This window comes from Duganella sp. GW821-FHT01E12 (genome assembly GCF_059422325.1).
On sequence record NZ_JBWKWR010000002.1, the window covers coordinates 959,102 to 973,994 of the forward strand.

Sequence of the window (14,893 nt, forward strand, 5' to 3'; positions counted from 1 at the left end):
TTGACTTTTGCACTATTAATCTGCGATTCTAACTCAAGACTTTCAGCGGCGCTACAGAGAATCATTGCCGCAACAACACACTGTCAAGCCTTCCCGCCCGAGCACCTCCTCTAGCGAACTCCCCTATACTGTCGCTACTCCCTTCTTTTTGAGACCGACACGCATGCACGCCCCACAACGCTTCGAAGGCTCCGACCAGTACGTCGCGACCCATGACCTGAAACTGGCCGTGAATGCGGCCTTGACGCTGCAACGGCCGCTGCTGATCAAGGGCGAGCCGGGCACCGGCAAGACCATGCTGGCCGAGCAGGTGGCCGCCGCGCTCGACATGCCGCTGATGCAGTGGCACATCAAGTCCACCACCAAGGCGCAGCAGGGGTTGTACGAATACGACGCCGTGTCGCGTCTGCGCGACTCCCAGCTGGGCGACGAGCGCGTGCGCGACATCCACAACTACATCGTCAAGGGCGTGCTGTGGCAAGCCTTCACCGCGCCCGAGCCGGTGGTGCTGCTGATCGACGAGATCGACAAGGCCGACATCGAGTTCCCCAACGACCTGCTGCGCGAGCTCGACCGCATGGAGTTCTATGTCTACGAGACGCGCGAGATGGTGCAGGCCAGGCACCGCCCGCTGGTCATCATCACCTCCAACAACGAGAAGGAGCTGCCGGACGCCTTCCTGCGCCGTTGCTTCTTCCACTACATCAAATTCCCCGACCGCGACACGATGGAGCAGATCGTCGCGGTGCACTACCCGCATTTGAAACAGGAGCTGCTGGCGCAGGCGCTGCAGACCTTCTACCAGGTGCGCGAGGTGCCGGGCCTGAAGAAGAAGCCGTCCACCTCGGAATTCCTCGACTGGCTCAAGCTGCTGCTGGCCGAGGACATCCCGCCCGAGGCGCTGCGCAGCCAGGACGCCAAGGCCATCGTGCCGCCGCTGCACGGCGCCCTGCTCAAGAACGAGCAGGACGTGCACCTGTTCGAGCGCCTGGTGGCGATGAACCGGGCCAACCGATGATGCACCAGCTGGCCCACCCCGCCGCCCAGGTCGCCCCCGTCACGCTGGAACTGCACGGCGTGCGGCTCGAACCGCTCGGCCCGCAGCACGCGGACGGCCTGCGCGCGGCAGCCCACGACGGCGCCTTGTGGACGCTGCGCGTGACCTCGGTGCCCGAGCCGGAACAGGTCGACGCCTACATCGCCACCGCGCTGGAGATGCGCCCCGGCCGGCTGGCCTTCGCCGTGGTCGACGCCGACAGCGGCGCGGTGATCGGCACCACCAGCTACCACGACATCGTGCCGGCCATCGCCCGGCTGGAGATCGGCTACACCTGGTACGCCCAGAGCCGCCAGCGCAGCCACGTCAACACCACCTGCAAGCTGCTGCTGATGACGCACGCCTTCGAGACGCTGGGCGCGGCGCTGGTGGGCCTGCGCACCGACAACTTCAACTTCGCCTCGCAGGCCGCCATCGAGCGCCTGGGCGCGAAAAAGGACGGCGTGCTGCGCCACCACGCGCGGCGCCGCGACGGCACCGTGCGCGACACCGTCATGTACAGCATCGCGGCCGGCGAATGGCCGGAGATCAAGGCCCAGCTGCGCTACCGGCTGGCCCGGCACGGAACCCGCTGACATGCTGATCGACTTCTTCTTCACCCTCAAGGACGCCAGGATCCCGGTCACGATCAAGGAGTTCCTGACCCTGCTCGAGGCCATGCAAAAGAGCGTGATCGGCGCCTCGATGGACGAGTTCTACTACCTGGCGCGCCTGACCCTGGTCAAGGACGAGGCCCACTTCGACAAGTTCGACCGCGCCTTCGCCCTGTACTTCAAGGGCATCAACGCCGCCTTCGAGCACAATGGCGCGGTGCCGCTGGACTGGCTGGTGCAGCGCATGCGGCGCGAGCTGAGCGAGGAGCAGAAGGCCCAGCTGGAAAAATTCGGCTACGACAAATTGATGGACCGCCTGGCCGAGCTGCTCAAGGAGCAGAAGGAGCGCCACGAGGGCGGCAGCAAGTGGATAGGCACCGGCGGCACCTCGCCGTTCGGCCACGGCGGCACCAATCCCGAGGGCGTGCGCATCGGCGGCAAGGGCGGCAACCGCAGCGCGGTCAAGGTGTGGGAGGCGCGCGCCTACAAGGACTACGACGGCGAGCGCGAGATCGGCACCCGCAACATCAAGGTGGCGCTGCGCCGGCTGCGCAAGTTCGCGCGCCAGGGCGCCGAGGACGAGCTGGCGCTGGACGCCACCATCCGCGCCACCGCCAACAACGCCGGCTTCCTCGACATCAAGATGCGGCCCGAGCGCAAAAACAACATCAAGGTGCTGATGCTGTTCGACGTCGGCGGCACCATGGACGACCACATCGAGCGCACCGAGGAGCTGTTCTCGGCCGCCAAGTCCGAGTTCAAGAACATGGAGTTCTTCTACTTCCACAACTGCGTGTACGACCACCTGTGGAAGAACAACCGGCGCCGCCACGCCGAGCGCTTCCCGGCCTGGGACATCCTGCGCAAATATCCGCCAGACACCAAGCTGATCTTCGTGGGCGACGCCACCATGAGCCCGTACGAGGTGCTGCAGCCGGGCGGCTCGGTCGAGTACAACAACGAGGAGGCCGGCAGCGCCTGGCTGGCGCGCTTCACCAGCGCCTTCCCCAAGTTCGCCTGGCTCAATCCCGAGCCGGAGGGCGTGTGGCAGTACCGGCAATCGATCGCCATCATCGGCCAGCTGATGAACGGGCGCATGTTCCCGCTGACCATGGACGGCCTGGAACGGGCCATGCGCACGCTGAGCAAATAGCCGGCCGGACAGCGGTGTTGCCCATGTAAAACAATGTAAAGAGCAAACGCTACAATTTTAAACAAATATTAACTTGTCATCGTATCGTACGACGTATAGCCTGTCTTTTCTTTATGCTGTAGGCCCCGCCCACAAAGACCGCAGGTGTTTATGCTCCGCACAAAAACCATCCGGCTGCAGCTGCGCCGCCTGGCGCGCCGCGCCGACTCCCGCCTGATGCTGGCCGCCCTGCTGCTGCTGGAGGCGCTGATCTTCCTGCTCGACCTCGACACCGGCGCCGGCATCTCGTACTCGCCCTTCCTGGTGGCGCCGACCGCGCTGGCGGCCTGGCTGCTGGGGCGGCGCGGCGCGCTGCTGTTCGTCGCGCTCTCCAGCGCGGCCCGCGTGGCCGACTACGCCACCACGCGCGGCCAGCACGACGGCCCGGCCCTGCTGCTGTACGAGCTGGCGCAGAGCGCCGCGCTGTACGGCCTGGTCGCGCTGCTGGCGCTGTATCTGCGCGGCCGGCGCGACGCGCTGCTGCGCCACGCGCGCAAGGTGCGCGAGGCCGCGCGCCGCGAGCGCCACCGCCGCCTGCTCGATTCTGCCATCCGCCGCGCCGTGCCCGAGGACGTCGACGCCATCATCCGCCTGACCACCTCGGGCGGCGAGAGCGGCGGCTTCGACCAGTCGGTCACCGACAGCGTGCGCCAGGCCGCGCTGGCCGCCACCTTCACCGCCGGCATCGTCGACGGCGCCGCGCTGCGCGACCTGTGGACCGGCGGCCAGAGCACGGTGCCGATCGAGTTCTGGGTGTGCGAGATCGACGCCCGCGTGGTGGGCTACATGATGATACTGGGCGTGGACGGGCAGAAGAGCATGCAGCGCGAGCTGCACGCGATGGTGGTCGAGGACCGCTACCGCGGCCACGGCGTGGGCGGCCGGATGGTGGACTTCTTCTGCACCCACTACAAGCAGCGGCGCCTGGTGTCGGCCTGCCGCGACGGCTCGGCCATGCTGCGCATGCTGACCCGGCGCGGCTTCGCCCAGCTGGCCCGCAGCGACAGCCAGGACTACCTGATCCTGGCGCGCGACTAGCGCTACGGCGTCGCGTACAGCCAGACGATCAGCAGCTGCATGGCCACGCCGGCGGCGGCCAGACCACCCACCAGCGCGGTCGCCCGCAGCGATTGGCGGCGGGCGTGGTCCAGGCGCGTGCGGCGCGGCGTCTGCGCGGCTTCATCGCAGCCGTCGTCGCTGCGGCGCGGGTCGAATACTTCGTCATACATGGCCTTGCCCTCCTGTTGATCGATGAGACAGGATAGCGCCGGCCGGCTAAAAAATTTGTAAAGAGTTCAACGGCCGCCGTATACGCCGTGTATAAGCGGCCTCAGGCCGGCAGCTGCAGGCGGTAGCCGACCGCCGTCTCGGTCAGCAGGTAGCGCGGCTGGGTGGGGTCGGCCTCCAGCTTGTGGCGCAGGTGGCCCATGTAGATGCGCAGGTAGTGGCCGTTCTCCGACTGCGACGGCCCCCACACGGCGCGCAGCAGCTGCGGGTTGCTCATCACGCGACCGGCGTTGCCGACCAGCACGGCCAGCAGCCGGTACTCGGTCGGCGTCAGATGCACATGCTCGCCGCCGCGCGTGACGCGGCGGTTCTGCAAATCCACGGCGACGTCGCCGAACTGGATCAGACCGGCATGGTCGGCGGCCGGCTGGCGCTGGCGGCGCAGCGTGGCGCGCACCCGCGCCAGCAGCTCGCCCACGCCGAACGGCTTGGTCAGGTAATCGTCGGCGCCGGCGTCCAGCGCGCGGATCTTGTCGGCCTCGTTCACGCGCGCCGACAGCACGATCACCGGCACGCCGGACCATTTGCGCAGGTCGGTCATGAAGTCGACGCCGTCGCCGTCGGGCAGGCCCAGGTCGAGCACCACCAGGTCCGGCTTGCGGGTGCCGGCGTCGATCAGGCCGCGCTGCAAGGTGGCCGCCTCGTGCACCTGCCAGCCCTCCTGCTCCAGCGCGGCGCGCACGAAGCGGCGGATCTGCGGTTCGTCCTCCACCAGCAGGGCGGTGGGGGCGGTCGGGGCGGTGCTGTCGGTGGTGCTCATACGATTCCTTCGGTTTCCGGTTCCGGCATGGCCGGCGGGGTGCCCAGCGGCAGCGTCATGACGAAGGCCGCCCCGCCCAGCGGCGACGGCGCGGCGTGAATGCTGCCGCCGTGGGCGTCGACGATGGCGCGGCAGATCGCCAGCCCCAGCCCCACGCCCGGCTTGGCCGACTCGCGCTCGCCACGGGTGAATTTTTCGAACACGGCCTCCTCGCGCCCGTGCGGCAGGCCGGGACCGTCATCATAGACCATGACGTCGATCCAGGCGCCGCGCAGCGCGGCGGCGATTTCGATGCGCGAGCCGGGCGGCGTGTACTTGGCGGCATTCTCCAGCAGGTTGCACAGCACCCGCTCGATCAGCACGGCGTCAAAGCTGAGCAGCGGCAGCCCGGCCGGCAGGTGGGTGCTCACCGCGTGGCCGTGCAGCAGCGAGGCGCTGGCGCGCAGCGCGCTGCCCACCACCTCCTCCAGCGCCTGCCATTGCAGGTTGAACTTGACCTCGCCGCTCTGGATGCGCGCCATGTCGAGCAGGTTGGCCACCAGCGCGCTCATGCGCAGCGCCTCGTCGTGCAGCAGCGTGGCCGTCTCCAGCTGGGCCGGCGCCAGCGGCGGGCGCGAGCCGGCCAGCGATTCGGACAGGCCCACCAGCGAGGTCAAGGGCGTGCGCAGGTCGTGCGACAGCGCCGCCAAGAGCGAGTTGCGCAGCCGCTCGGACTCCATGTTGACCAGCGCGTTCTGCGCCACCTCGATGTAGTGCACGCGCTCGAGCGCGATGGCGGCCAGCGCGGCGAAGGTGTCGAGCTGCTGGCGCTGCTCCGGGATCAGCATCCAGCGCCGCTGCTCGGGCTCGATCGCCAGCACGCCGCGGGTGCGCATCGGCGCCACCAGCGGCAGGTAGAAGATGCGGCTGGCCGGCAGCGTGCCGGTGCCCAGGCCGGCGCCTTCGGCGCGGTCGAAGGCCCACTGGGCGATGCCGATGTCGAGCACCATGCGGTGCTGGCGCGCGCCGGCGTCGGCCCCGCCGGGCGCGGCGGCCGGCGCCTGCAGGCGGCCGGCGTCGTCCGGCAGCAGCAGCGTGGCGCGCGCGCGGAAGGCGCGCTGGATGAAGCCCTGCGTGGTCTGGAAGATCTGCTCGGTCTGCAGCGCGCCCGACAGCTCGCGGGCGAACTCGTACAGCGCGCGCGAGCGCTTTTCGCGGTGCGAGGCCACGCGCGCCTGGAAGCGCAGGTCGGCCGTCAAATGGCCGGTGATCAGGCCCACCGCCAGCATCACCACGAAGGTGATCAGATACTGGAAGTCCGACACGGCGAAGGTGAAGCGCGGCGGCACGAAGAAGAAGTCGAAGCAGGCCACGCTGACGCAGGTGGCCAGCACCGACGGCCCGCGCCCGAAACGCACCGCCACCAGCACCACCACCAGCAGGAACAGCATGGCGATGTTGGCCAGGTCGAGGTAGGCCAGCAGCGGCGTGGCCAGCAGCGCGGTGGCCACGCTGGCGCCGCTGGCGGCGAGGTAGCCGATCGCGCGCTTGCGCGCCAGCGCCGGATCGGACTCGCCGTCCGCGCCGCGGTCGGTCGCGCCTCGGCCTGCGCCTCCACCGACGCCGGCTTCGGCGCCGGCGCGGGCGGCCGGCGCCGCCTCCTTGCTGGGCGCGCCGATTTCCACCAGGTCGATGTCGGGCGCGTGGCGCGCCAGGCGCTTGATGTGCGGCGTGCGCCACGGCCAGGTCGGATGCGCCCGCCCCAGCACGATCTTCGACAGGTTGTGGCTGCGCGCGTAGTCCACCGCGGCCTGCGCGATGTCGTGGCCGGACACCACGGCGGTGGCCGCGCCCAGGTCCTCGGCCAGCTTGAGCGTCTTGAGGATGCGTTCGCGCTCGGCGTCCGGCAGCCGTTGCAGCGCCGGCGTCTCGACATAGATCGCGTGCCAGCCGGTGCCCAGCTGGCTGGCCAGGCGCGCCGTGCTGCGCACCGTGTGCTCGCCGCCCGGACGCGGGCCGACGCAGGCCAGCAGCGCGGCGCCGGTCTTCCAGATGTCGCCGATCGACTGCTCGACGCGGTAGGCGCGCACGTCGTCCTCGACACGGTCGGCGGTGCGGCGCAGCGCCAGCTCGCGCAGCGCGATCAGGTTACCCTTGCGGAAAAAATTGCGGGCCGCGCGCTCGGCCTGCTGCTCCTTGTACACCTTGCCGCCCTTGAGGCGGGCCAGCAGCTCGTCGGCCGGGATGTCGACCAGCACCACCTCGTCGGCCTCATCGAACACGGTGTCGGGCACGGTTTCGCCGACGCGGATGCCGGTGATGCCGCCGACCACGTCGTTCAGGCTTTCCAGGTGCTGCACGTTGACCGTGGTGAGCACGTCGATGCCGGCGTCCAGCAACTCCTCGACGTCCTGCCAGCGCTTGGGGTGGCGCGAGCCGGGCGCGTTCGAATGCGCCAGCTCGTCCATCAGGATCAACGGCGGCCGCCGCGCCAGCGCGCCGTCGATGTCGAACTCGGCGATCCGCTTGCCGCGGTAGTCGACTTGCTTGAGCGGCAGCATGTCCAGCCCCTCCAGCATGGCCGCGGTGTCGCTGCGGCCATGGGTTTCGATCACGCCGACCAGCACCGGCTGGCCGTCGGCCTGCAGCTTGCGGGCGGCGGCCAGCATGGCGTAGGTCTTGCCCACGCCGGCCGAGGCGCCGAAGTAGATGCGCAGCTTGCCGCGCGCCGCCTTGCGGTCCTGGGCTTGCACCTGGGCCAGCAAGGCGTCGGGGTCGGGGCGTTCTTTATCGTTGGGGAACATGGAGGATCGCTAAAAATGCTGATTTAGCGAGTATGCGCACTTTCCGCGTCCAGCGCCAGATTCAAGGCCAGCACATTGACGCGCGGCTCGCCGAAGAAGCCCAGCACTTGCGACTGGCGCTGGGCGTCGATCAGGGCCTGGACCTTGGCCACGTCCAGCTTGCGGACGGCGGCGATGCGCGCCACCTGGTACTGGGCGCCGGCCACGCTGAGCTCGGGGTCGACGCCGCTGGCCGAGGCCGTGACCAGGTCGACCGGGATGGCCAGCGGGTTCGGCCGGCCCTGCGGCTCGGCCGCCCTGAGGGCGTCGATGCGGCCCTTGACGGCGTCGTTCTGGGCCGGGTTCAGCGGGCCGAGGTTGCTGCCGCCGGAGTTGGCGGCGTTGTTGGGCATCGGGCCGGTGGCCGACGGCCGGCCCCAGAAGTACTTGGGCGACGAGAACGACTGGCCGATCAGCGAGGAGCCGATCGCCTTGCCGTTCACTTCGATCATGCTGCCGGCGGCCTGGGCCGGGAAGGCGACGTTGCCGACGCCGGTCACGGCCAGCGGATACAGCACGCCGCAGATCGCGGTCAGGGCGCCGAACAGCACCAGGGCGGGACGAATTTGGGATGTCATGATTACTCTCCTGCGTTAGACGAGATGGAACATGGTCAACACCACGTCGATCAGTTTGATGCCGGCGAACGGCAGCACCAGCCCGCCCACGCCGTACACCCAGATGTTACGGCGCAGCAGCGCGGCGGCGCCGATGGCGCGGTAGCGCACGCCCTTCAACGCCAGCGGGATCAGGAACACGATGATCAGCGCGTTGAAGATCACGGCCGACATGATGGCCGAGCTCGGGCTGTTCAGCTGCATGATGTCGAGCGCCTTGAGCGCCGGGAAGGTGCCCACGAACGCCGCCGGGATGATGGCGAAATACTTGGCCACGTCGTTGGCGATCGAGAACGTGGTCAGCGAGCCGCGCGTCATCAGCATCTGCTTGCCGATCTCGACGATCTCCAGCAGCTTGGTCGGGTTCGAATCCAGGTCGACCATGTTGCCGGCCTCCTTGGCCGCCTGCGTGCCCGAGTTCATCGCCACCGCGACGTCGGCCTGGGCCAGCGCCGGCGCGTCGTTGGTGCCGTCGCCGGTCATGGCCACCAGCCGGCCCTCGGACTGGTAGCTGCGGATCAGCTTGAGCTTGTCCTCCGGCGTGGCCTCGGCCAGGAAGTCGTCCACGCCCGCCTCGGCGGCGATGGCGGCGGCGGTCAGCTTGTTGTCGCCGGTGATCATCACGGTCTTGATGCCCATGCGGCGCAGCTCGGCGAAGCGCTCCTTGATGCCGCCCTTGACGATGTCCTTCAACTCGACCACGCCCATCACGCGGCCGGCGTCGACCACCACCAGCGGCGTGCTGCCGCGGCGCGCCACGTCGTCCACCGCGCGCGCCACCTCGGCCGGATACGGCTGGCCCATGGCCTCGACGTACTGGCGCACGGTGTCGGCCGCGCCCTTGCGCACGGCGCGCGGCGCGGCGCCCGATTCGGCGCCCTCGCCCAGGTCGACGCCGCTCATGCGGGTCTGCGCGGTGAACGGCACGAACACCGCGTTCAGCGCCGCCATCTCGCGTTCGCGGATGTTGAACTTCTGCTTGGCCAGCACCACGATGCTGCGCCCTTCCGGCGTGTCGTCGGCCAGCGAGGCCAGTTGCGCCACGTCGGCCAGCTGCTGCTCGGTCACGCCCGGCGCCGGCATGAAGGCCGACGCCTGGCGGTTGCCCAGCGTGATGGTGCCGGTCTTATCGAGCAGCAGCACGTCGACGTCGCCGGCCGCCTCCACCGCGCGGCCCGAGGTGGCGATCACATTGGCCTGCATCATGCGGCTCATGCCGGCCACGCCGATGGCCGACAGCAGGCCGCCGATGGTGGTCGGGATCAGGCACACCAGCAGCGCGATCAGCACGGTGATGCTGATCGGCGTGCCCGATTTGGCCGCCTCCACCGAGAACAGCGAGAACGGCAGCAAGGTCACGGTCACCACCAGGAACACGATGGTCAGCGCCACCAGCAGGATGGTCAGCGCGATCTCGTTGGGGGTCTTCTGGCGCTTGGCGCCTTCCACCATCGAGATCATGCGGTCGAGGAAGGTCTCGCCCGGATTGGCGGTGACCTTGACCACCAGCCAGTCCGACAGCACGCGGGTGCCGCCCGTGACGGACGAGAAGTCGCCGCCCGATTCGCGGATCACCGGCGCCGATTCGCCGGTGATGGCGCTCTCGTCGACCGAGGCCACGCCTTCGATCACCTCGCCGTCGATGGGGATCGTGTCGCCCGCCTCGACCAGCACGAAGTGGCCCTTGCGCAGGTCGGCGGCCGGCTGCGGCAGCCAGGTGGTGCCGTGCTTGGGCGAGGCCAGCTTCTTGGCCGTGACCGACTGCTTCAGGCTGCGCAGCGAGGCCGCCTGCGCCTTGCTGCGGCCCTCGGCCAGCGCCTCGGCGAAGTTGGCGAACAGCACCGTGAACCACAGCCAGATGCTGGTGGCCAGGATGAAGCCGGGCGCCGCCTCGCCCTGGCCGTACAGCGCCTGCACGTACAGCAGCGTGGTGATGATGCTGCCGACGTAGACCACGAACATGACCGGGCTGCGCACCTGGACGCGCGGGCTCAGCTTGCGGAACGAGTCGACGATGGCCGGCACCAGCAGCTCGGAATCGAACAGCCGCAGCTTCCTGGCGGGCGGATTGGTAAACAGCGTCATCTCTTTTTGAGTAGCTTGTGACATGATGATTCCTTATTTGGCAAACAACTGCAGGTGTTCGACCACGGGGCCGAGCGCCAGCGCCGGGACGTAATTGAGCACGCCGACCAGGGCGACCACGCCCACCAGCAGGCCGACGAAGATCGGGCCGTGGGTAGGCAAGGTGCCGGAATTGACTTCCAGGCGCTGCTTGCCGGCCAGCGAACCGGCGATCGCCAGGATGGGCACGATCACGCCGAAGCGGCCGAACCACATGGCGATGGCCAGCATGGTGTTGTAGAACGGCGTGTTGGCCGACAGGCCGCCGAAGGCGCTGCCGTTGTTGTTGGCGGCCGAGCTGAAGGCGTACAAAATCTCCGAGAAGCCGTGCGCGCCGGGGTTGAGGATGCCGGCCTTGCCGGCGTCGCACATGACGGCGACGGCGGTGCCGGCCAGCACCAGCGTCGGCGTGACCAGGATGGCGATCGAGGTCATCTTCATTTCATACGACTGGATCTTCTTGCCCAGGTATTCCGGGGTGCGGCCTATCATCAGGCCGGCGATGAACACCGCCATGATGGCGAAGATCAGCATGCCGTACAGGCCGGAGCCGACGCCGCCGAAGATCACCTCGCCGAACTGCATCAGCAGCATCGGGATCATGCCGCCGATCGGCATGAAGGAATCGTGCCAGGCGTTGACCGCGCCGCACGAAGCGGCCGTGGTCACCGCCGCGAACAGTGTGGTGGCGCTGATGCCGAATCGCGCCTCCTTGCCCTCCATATTGCCGCCCGGTTGCAGCGCGCTCACCGACTGGTCGACGCCCATCGCCTGCAGCGCGGGGTGGGCCTGCTGCTCGGCGCCCATCACCGTGACGGTGCACGCGACGAACAGCAAGGTCATGGCGGCCAGCACGGCCCAGCCCTGGCGCTTGTCGCCCACCATGCGGCCGAAGGCGAAGCACAGGCCGGCCGGGATCAGGAAGATCGACAGCATCTGCGCGAAGTTGGTCAGCGCGGTCGGATTCTCGTAGGGGTGGGCCGAGTTGGCGTTGAAGAAGCCGCCGCCGTTGGTGCCCAGCATCTTGATCGCCTCCTGCGAGGCGACCGGACCCATGGCGATGGTCTGGGTCGAGGTGGTCAGCGTTTCGGTGACCGGCTCGCCCTTGGCGTCCTTCAGCGGCTGGCCGTCGGCGCCCACCTTCGGTTGGGTGTAGGTGACCGGGTCCATCAGGGCCACGTCCTTGTAGGCCGAGAAGTTCTGGATCGCGCCCTGCCCCACCAGGAACACGGCGAACAGGAACGACAGCGGCAGCAGCACGTACAGCGTGGAGCGCGTGACGTCGACCCAGAAATTGCCGATCGACTTGGCCGAGCGCGACGAGAAACCGCGTATCAGCGCATAGGCCACGGCGATGCCGGTGGCGGCCGAGAAGAAGTTCTGGCCGGCCAGCACCAGCATCTGGGTCAGGTAGCTCATGGTCGACTCGCCGCCGTAGCCCTGCCAGTTGGTGTTGGCGACGAAGCTGACGGCGGTGTTGAACGACGAATCCGGGCTGACGTTGCCCAGACCCTGGGGATTGAGCGGCAGGTACAGCTGCACGCGCTGCAGGCCGTAGGTCGCCAGCGCGCCCAGGCCGTTGAACAGCATCAGCGCGATGGCGTAGGCCTTCCAGTTCTGGCCCTCGGTCTTGCCGTCCTTGCCGGCGATGCCGGCGGCGCGGTACAGCAGCGCTTCGATCTTGCCCAGCCAGCCCAAGCCAGGGACGGCACTTCCGTCGCCGACGCGGGCCAGCAGAATGCCCAGCGGGTAGGACAGCGCCAGCAGCGCGGCCAGGAACGCCACCAGCAGGAGGATGGATTGCGTAGTCATCACAGATCCTCCGCTTTCAACAAGGCCACCACCAGGTAGACCAGCAGGCCGGCCGAAGCCAGTGCCCCAATCAGATAAAAGGTGTTCATTGCTTGCCTCCCAATTTGTCGCAACCGGCGGCGAACGCCACGATCACGCCAAAGAAGACCACCAACGCACCGATAAATACGATATCCATCACACCCCTCACAGGTCTTGTTTTGATACCCGAAAGGTTAGCGACAAGGGTCTAAAGATTGTGTAAAGACTTGCGGAGGGGGTGTAAACAAAGCGTAAAAATCCGGCGGGAGTATGGGTATGGGGTGGTGTTTTAAAGTCCTTGCACTGAAACCCACTGCTTTTTCGACTGAATCCCGCTGATTGAACCTTATTTCAGGCCGCAGGTCTAAATCAGTGGGTATCAGTCAAAATCAGTGGAGAAAGCAGTCATGAACAGTGCAATCAGCGTAAAAGTCCCCACCCATACCCTGCTCGCCCTGATCGAACAGGCCGGCTTGAACGGCGAATCGCAAGACCCGTCGGCGATCGTGCTGAAGGCGGTGGAATTCTGGCTGGCCGCGCAACAGAAACGCGCGCCGGCCGCGGCGGGTGGCGACGTCCACGGCTACCAATGGAAGTCGCTGTTTCTGCCGGAAGGCACACAGATACGCTGCAACACCTACGGCGAGCAGTATTACGCCATCGTGGAAGGCAACGCCATCGTGTACCAGGGGCGCAAGCTGTCGCCCAACCAGCTCGCGTCGCTGCACGCCGACAGCGTGCGCAACGCCTGGAACGACTTGTACATCCGCCGCCCGGGCGACAAATTCTACAAATCCGCCAGCCGGCTGCGGCGCGAACAGGCCGCCGCCGACCAAGCCGACCGCACCCCGCCCGAAGCAGCCACCGTACCCTCCGTGCCCGCGATCCCGGCGCGCGCCGAGCCAGCGGCCTGCCCGCCGGCGCAAGCCACGCCGCGCCGCGACGCCATGCCCGGCCAGGGCTGGACGCTGCCCGAGCGCCGCAAATACCGCTTCCGGCTGGAGGACGTCGCCTTCGAATGAAGACCTGCATTTACGCTTTATTTACAGACGGGGCCCGACTATTTAGAACATTTTTACGTGGGCAGGAATACGCTTTTTCTGTCGCAACTACGTAAAGAAAATATGCTTACCTCCCTACACGGCATCTGGGTGCCGCTGGTCACCCCCATGCATCACGGTGAAATCGATTTACCTCGTTTGCAAAACCTGGCCGCCGACCTGATAGACCAGGGCGTGCACGGCCTGGTGGTGTGCGGCACCACCGGCGAAGCGCCGCAGCTGGACCTGGCCGAACAAGGCGCCGCGCTGGCCGCCGTGCTGGAGACGGCGCACAAGCGCTGCCCGGTGCTGATGGGCATAGGCGGCAGCGACACCTACGCCGCCGCCAGCCGCGTGCTGCAATTCGACGACATGGACCTGGCAGGCTATCTGGTATCGACGCCGGCCTACGTGCGCCCCTCGCAGGAAGGCCTGCTGCGCCACTTCGAGACCATCGCCGCCTCGACCGGACGCCCCATCGTGCTGTACAACGTGCCTGCGCGCACCGGCGTCAACCTGGAGCTGGCCACCGCCGCCCGGCTGGCCGAGCGGCCGCAGTTCGCCGCCATCAAGGAAGCCGGCGGCAGGCTGCGCCAGATCACCGACCTGGTCGAACACACGCCGCTGTCGGTGCTGTGCGGCGACGATTCCCTGCTGCTGGCCGCGCTGTGCGGCGGCGCCCACGGCGCCATCTCGGCCTCGGCCCACATCCGCGTCGACCTGTTCGTGCGGCTGTACGAGCTGGTCGAAGCGCAACGCCTGCCCGAGGCGCGCGCGCTGTTCGCCGGCATGCAATCGTTGATCCAGCTGATGTTCTCCGAGCCCAATCCCGCGCCGCTCAAGGCCGCGCTGGCGATGCAGGGCGTGCTGCGCGAGGAGCTGCGCCTGCCCATGACGCCCGCCACCAACGCCTGCAAGGCGCGCATCGCCACCATGCTGGAAGCGCTGGACGCGATCCCCCTCCACACCCCGGCGGAGGCCATATGATCGTCGCCCTCACCGGCATGGACGGCAACGCCACCGTCTCCGACCTGGCCGAAGACCTGGCGATGCTGCGCGTGGCGGCCGGCAGCCGGGTGCTGCTGGTCAGCCCCAACCCCGGCGCCTACGATCCCCATCTGTACGACGACCTGGTGATCGACGCCTCCCACCGCAGCGCCGACGCCGCGCTGGCCCGCGCCGCCGTCATCGTGGCGCTGGTGCGCCCGGCCGAAATCGAGCGAGGCGGCCACGCCGGCTTCCTTGCCCGCCTCCGCCACGCGCAGGAACTCAATCCCGGCGCCCGCGTGCTGGTGACCGTGGCGCACGGCAGCGAGCCGCTCACGCCCCACCAGACCGGATGCCTGCTGGTGTTCGTCGCGCAGATCCCCGGCGCGCGCCTGGCCGACACGCTGGAACTCGACCAGCGCGGCACCTACCACTCCCACCACAGCGAACTGGAACTGGACTCGCGCAAGACGGCCTACGTGCTGTGCGCACCCGAAGTGCGCCACCTGTACAGCGAAGTATTCCGCGGCGGCCGCTCCTGCCGCTAGACGAAAAAAAGGGGCGCGCGCACAGCGCCGCCC

Annotated in this window: 14 protein-coding genes; 7 read left to right on the forward strand and 7 right to left on the reverse strand. The window is 68.1% G+C overall.

The features are described 5' to 3' along the window. The first annotated feature begins 163 nt into the window (after positions 1–163). The 4 genes from AC07WS_RS09545 to AC07WS_RS09560 all read left to right on the forward strand — a co-directional run bounded on the left by AC07WS_RS09545 (position 164) and on the right by AC07WS_RS09560 (position 3,880). On the forward strand, positions 164–1,018 hold the full coding sequence (locus tag AC07WS_RS09545) for an AAA family ATPase (protein ID WP_494728802.1): 855 nt from the start codon (positions 164–166) through the stop codon (positions 1,016–1,018). After that, on the forward strand, positions 1,018–1,632 hold the full coding sequence (locus AC07WS_RS09550; protein ID WP_494728941.1) for a GNAT family N-acetyltransferase: 615 nt from the start codon (positions 1,018–1,020) through the stop codon (positions 1,630–1,632). Before AC07WS_RS09545 ends, AC07WS_RS09550 begins: the two co-directional genes overlap by 1 nt. Before the next feature lies 1 nt (position 1,633). After that, complete coding sequence (locus AC07WS_RS09555; protein ID WP_494728803.1) at positions 1,634–2,803, forward strand: vWA domain-containing protein; 1,170 nt, start codon at positions 1,634–1,636, stop codon at positions 2,801–2,803. A gap of 150 nt (positions 2,804–2,953) precedes the next feature. Then, a complete protein-coding gene (locus tag AC07WS_RS09560; RefSeq protein WP_494728804.1) occupies positions 2,954–3,880 on the forward strand; it encodes a GNAT family N-acetyltransferase in 927 nt (308 codons plus the stop codon). Positions 3,881–3,882: 2 nt separating this feature from the next. Here the strand turns inward: AC07WS_RS09560 and AC07WS_RS09565 are convergent, their stop codons facing one another. The 7 genes from AC07WS_RS09565 to kdpF form a co-directional block, all read right to left on the reverse strand. Further along, positions 3,883–4,071 carry a hypothetical protein gene (locus tag AC07WS_RS09565; protein ID WP_494728805.1) on the reverse strand — a complete coding sequence of 63 codons (189 nt, stop codon included), beginning with the start codon at positions 4,069–4,071 and terminating at the stop codon, positions 3,883–3,885. Positions 4,072–4,172: 101 nt separating this feature from the next. Next, positions 4,173–4,889 carry a two-component system response regulator KdpE gene (kdpE, locus tag AC07WS_RS09570; protein ID WP_494728806.1) on the reverse strand — a complete coding sequence of 239 codons (717 nt, stop codon included), beginning with the start codon at positions 4,887–4,889 and terminating at the stop codon, positions 4,173–4,175. Continuing rightward, on the reverse strand, positions 4,886–7,672 hold the full coding sequence (gene kdpD, locus AC07WS_RS09575) for a two-component system sensor histidine kinase KdpD (RefSeq protein ID WP_494728807.1): 2,787 nt from the start codon (positions 7,670–7,672) through the stop codon (positions 4,886–4,888). Before kdpD ends, kdpE begins: the two co-directional genes overlap by 4 nt. A gap of 23 nt (positions 7,673–7,695) precedes the next feature. Then, on the reverse strand, positions 7,696–8,289 hold the full coding sequence (gene kdpC / locus AC07WS_RS09580) for a potassium-transporting ATPase subunit KdpC (protein ID WP_494728808.1): 594 nt from the start codon (positions 8,287–8,289) through the stop codon (positions 7,696–7,698). Between the two features lie 15 nt (positions 8,290–8,304). Next, positions 8,305–10,437 carry a potassium-transporting ATPase subunit KdpB gene (gene kdpB, locus AC07WS_RS09585; protein ID WP_494728809.1) on the reverse strand — a complete coding sequence of 711 codons (2,133 nt, stop codon included), beginning with the start codon at positions 10,435–10,437 and terminating at the stop codon, positions 8,305–8,307. Between the two features lie 9 nt (positions 10,438–10,446). Continuing rightward, positions 10,447–12,264: a potassium-transporting ATPase subunit KdpA gene (gene kdpA / locus AC07WS_RS09590; protein WP_494728810.1), complete on the reverse strand. Its 1,818-nt coding sequence runs from the start codon at positions 12,262–12,264 to the stop codon at positions 10,447–10,449. Next, on the reverse strand, positions 12,264–12,353 hold the full coding sequence (gene kdpF / locus AC07WS_RS09595) for a K(+)-transporting ATPase subunit F (protein WP_099418569.1): 90 nt from the start codon (positions 12,351–12,353) through the stop codon (positions 12,264–12,266). Before kdpF ends, kdpA begins: the two co-directional genes overlap by 1 nt. Before the next feature lie 339 nt (positions 12,354–12,692). Here kdpF and AC07WS_RS09600 point away from each other — a divergent pair, with 339 nt between their 5' ends. The 3 genes from AC07WS_RS09600 to AC07WS_RS09610 all read left to right on the forward strand — a co-directional run bounded on the left by AC07WS_RS09600 (position 12,693) and on the right by AC07WS_RS09610 (position 14,860). Beyond that, a complete protein-coding gene (locus tag AC07WS_RS09600; protein ID WP_494728811.1) occupies positions 12,693–13,307 on the forward strand; it encodes a hypothetical protein in 615 nt (204 codons plus the stop codon). 102 nt (positions 13,308–13,409) lie between these two features. Further along, a complete protein-coding gene (gene dapA, locus AC07WS_RS09605; protein ID WP_494728812.1) occupies positions 13,410–14,312 on the forward strand; it encodes a 4-hydroxy-tetrahydrodipicolinate synthase in 903 nt (300 codons plus the stop codon). Continuing rightward, positions 14,309–14,860 (forward strand): hypothetical protein, encoded by a 552-nt coding sequence (locus AC07WS_RS09610; protein ID WP_494728813.1) that lies wholly within the window; start codon positions 14,309–14,311, stop codon positions 14,858–14,860. Before dapA ends, AC07WS_RS09610 begins: the two co-directional genes overlap by 4 nt. Positions 14,861–14,893: the final 33 nt, after the last annotated feature.

Coding starts and splice junctions, on each gene's coding strand:
- kdpD (WP_494728807.1), bottom strand. CDS start 7,672: ATGTTCCCCAACGATAAAGAACGCCCCGACCCCGACGCCTTGCTGGCC.
- kdpC (WP_494728808.1), bottom strand. CDS start 8,289: ATGACATCCCAAATTCGTCCCGCCCTGGTGCTGTTCGGCGCCCTGACC.
- kdpF (WP_099418569.1), bottom strand. CDS start 12,353: ATGAACACCTTTTATCTGATTGGGGCACTGGCTTCGGCCGGCCTGCTG.
- AC07WS_RS09600 (WP_494728811.1), top strand. CDS start 12,693: ATGAACAGTGCAATCAGCGTAAAAGTCCCCACCCATACCCTGCTCGCC.
- AC07WS_RS09555 (WP_494728803.1), top strand. CDS start 1,634: ATGCTGATCGACTTCTTCTTCACCCTCAAGGACGCCAGGATCCCGGTC.
- kdpE (WP_494728806.1), bottom strand. CDS start 4,889: ATGAGCACCACCGACAGCACCGCCCCGACCGCCCCCACCGCCCTGCTG.
- kdpA (WP_494728810.1), bottom strand. CDS start 12,264: ATGACTACGCAATCCATCCTCCTGCTGGTGGCGTTCCTGGCCGCGCTG.
- AC07WS_RS09550 (WP_494728941.1), top strand. CDS start 1,018: ATGCACCAGCTGGCCCACCCCGCCGCCCAGGTCGCCCCCGTCACGCTG.
- dapA (WP_494728812.1), top strand. CDS start 13,410: ATGCTTACCTCCCTACACGGCATCTGGGTGCCGCTGGTCACCCCCATG.
- AC07WS_RS09565 (WP_494728805.1), bottom strand. CDS start 4,071: ATGTATGACGAAGTATTCGACCCGCGCCGCAGCGACGACGGCTGCGAT.
- AC07WS_RS09560 (WP_494728804.1), top strand. CDS start 2,954: ATGCTCCGCACAAAAACCATCCGGCTGCAGCTGCGCCGCCTGGCGCGC.
- AC07WS_RS09610 (WP_494728813.1), top strand. CDS start 14,309: ATGATCGTCGCCCTCACCGGCATGGACGGCAACGCCACCGTCTCCGAC.
- AC07WS_RS09545 (WP_494728802.1), top strand. CDS start 164: ATGCACGCCCCACAACGCTTCGAAGGCTCCGACCAGTACGTCGCGACC.
- kdpB (WP_494728809.1), bottom strand. CDS start 10,437: ATGTCACAAGCTACTCAAAAAGAGATGACGCTGTTTACCAATCCGCCC.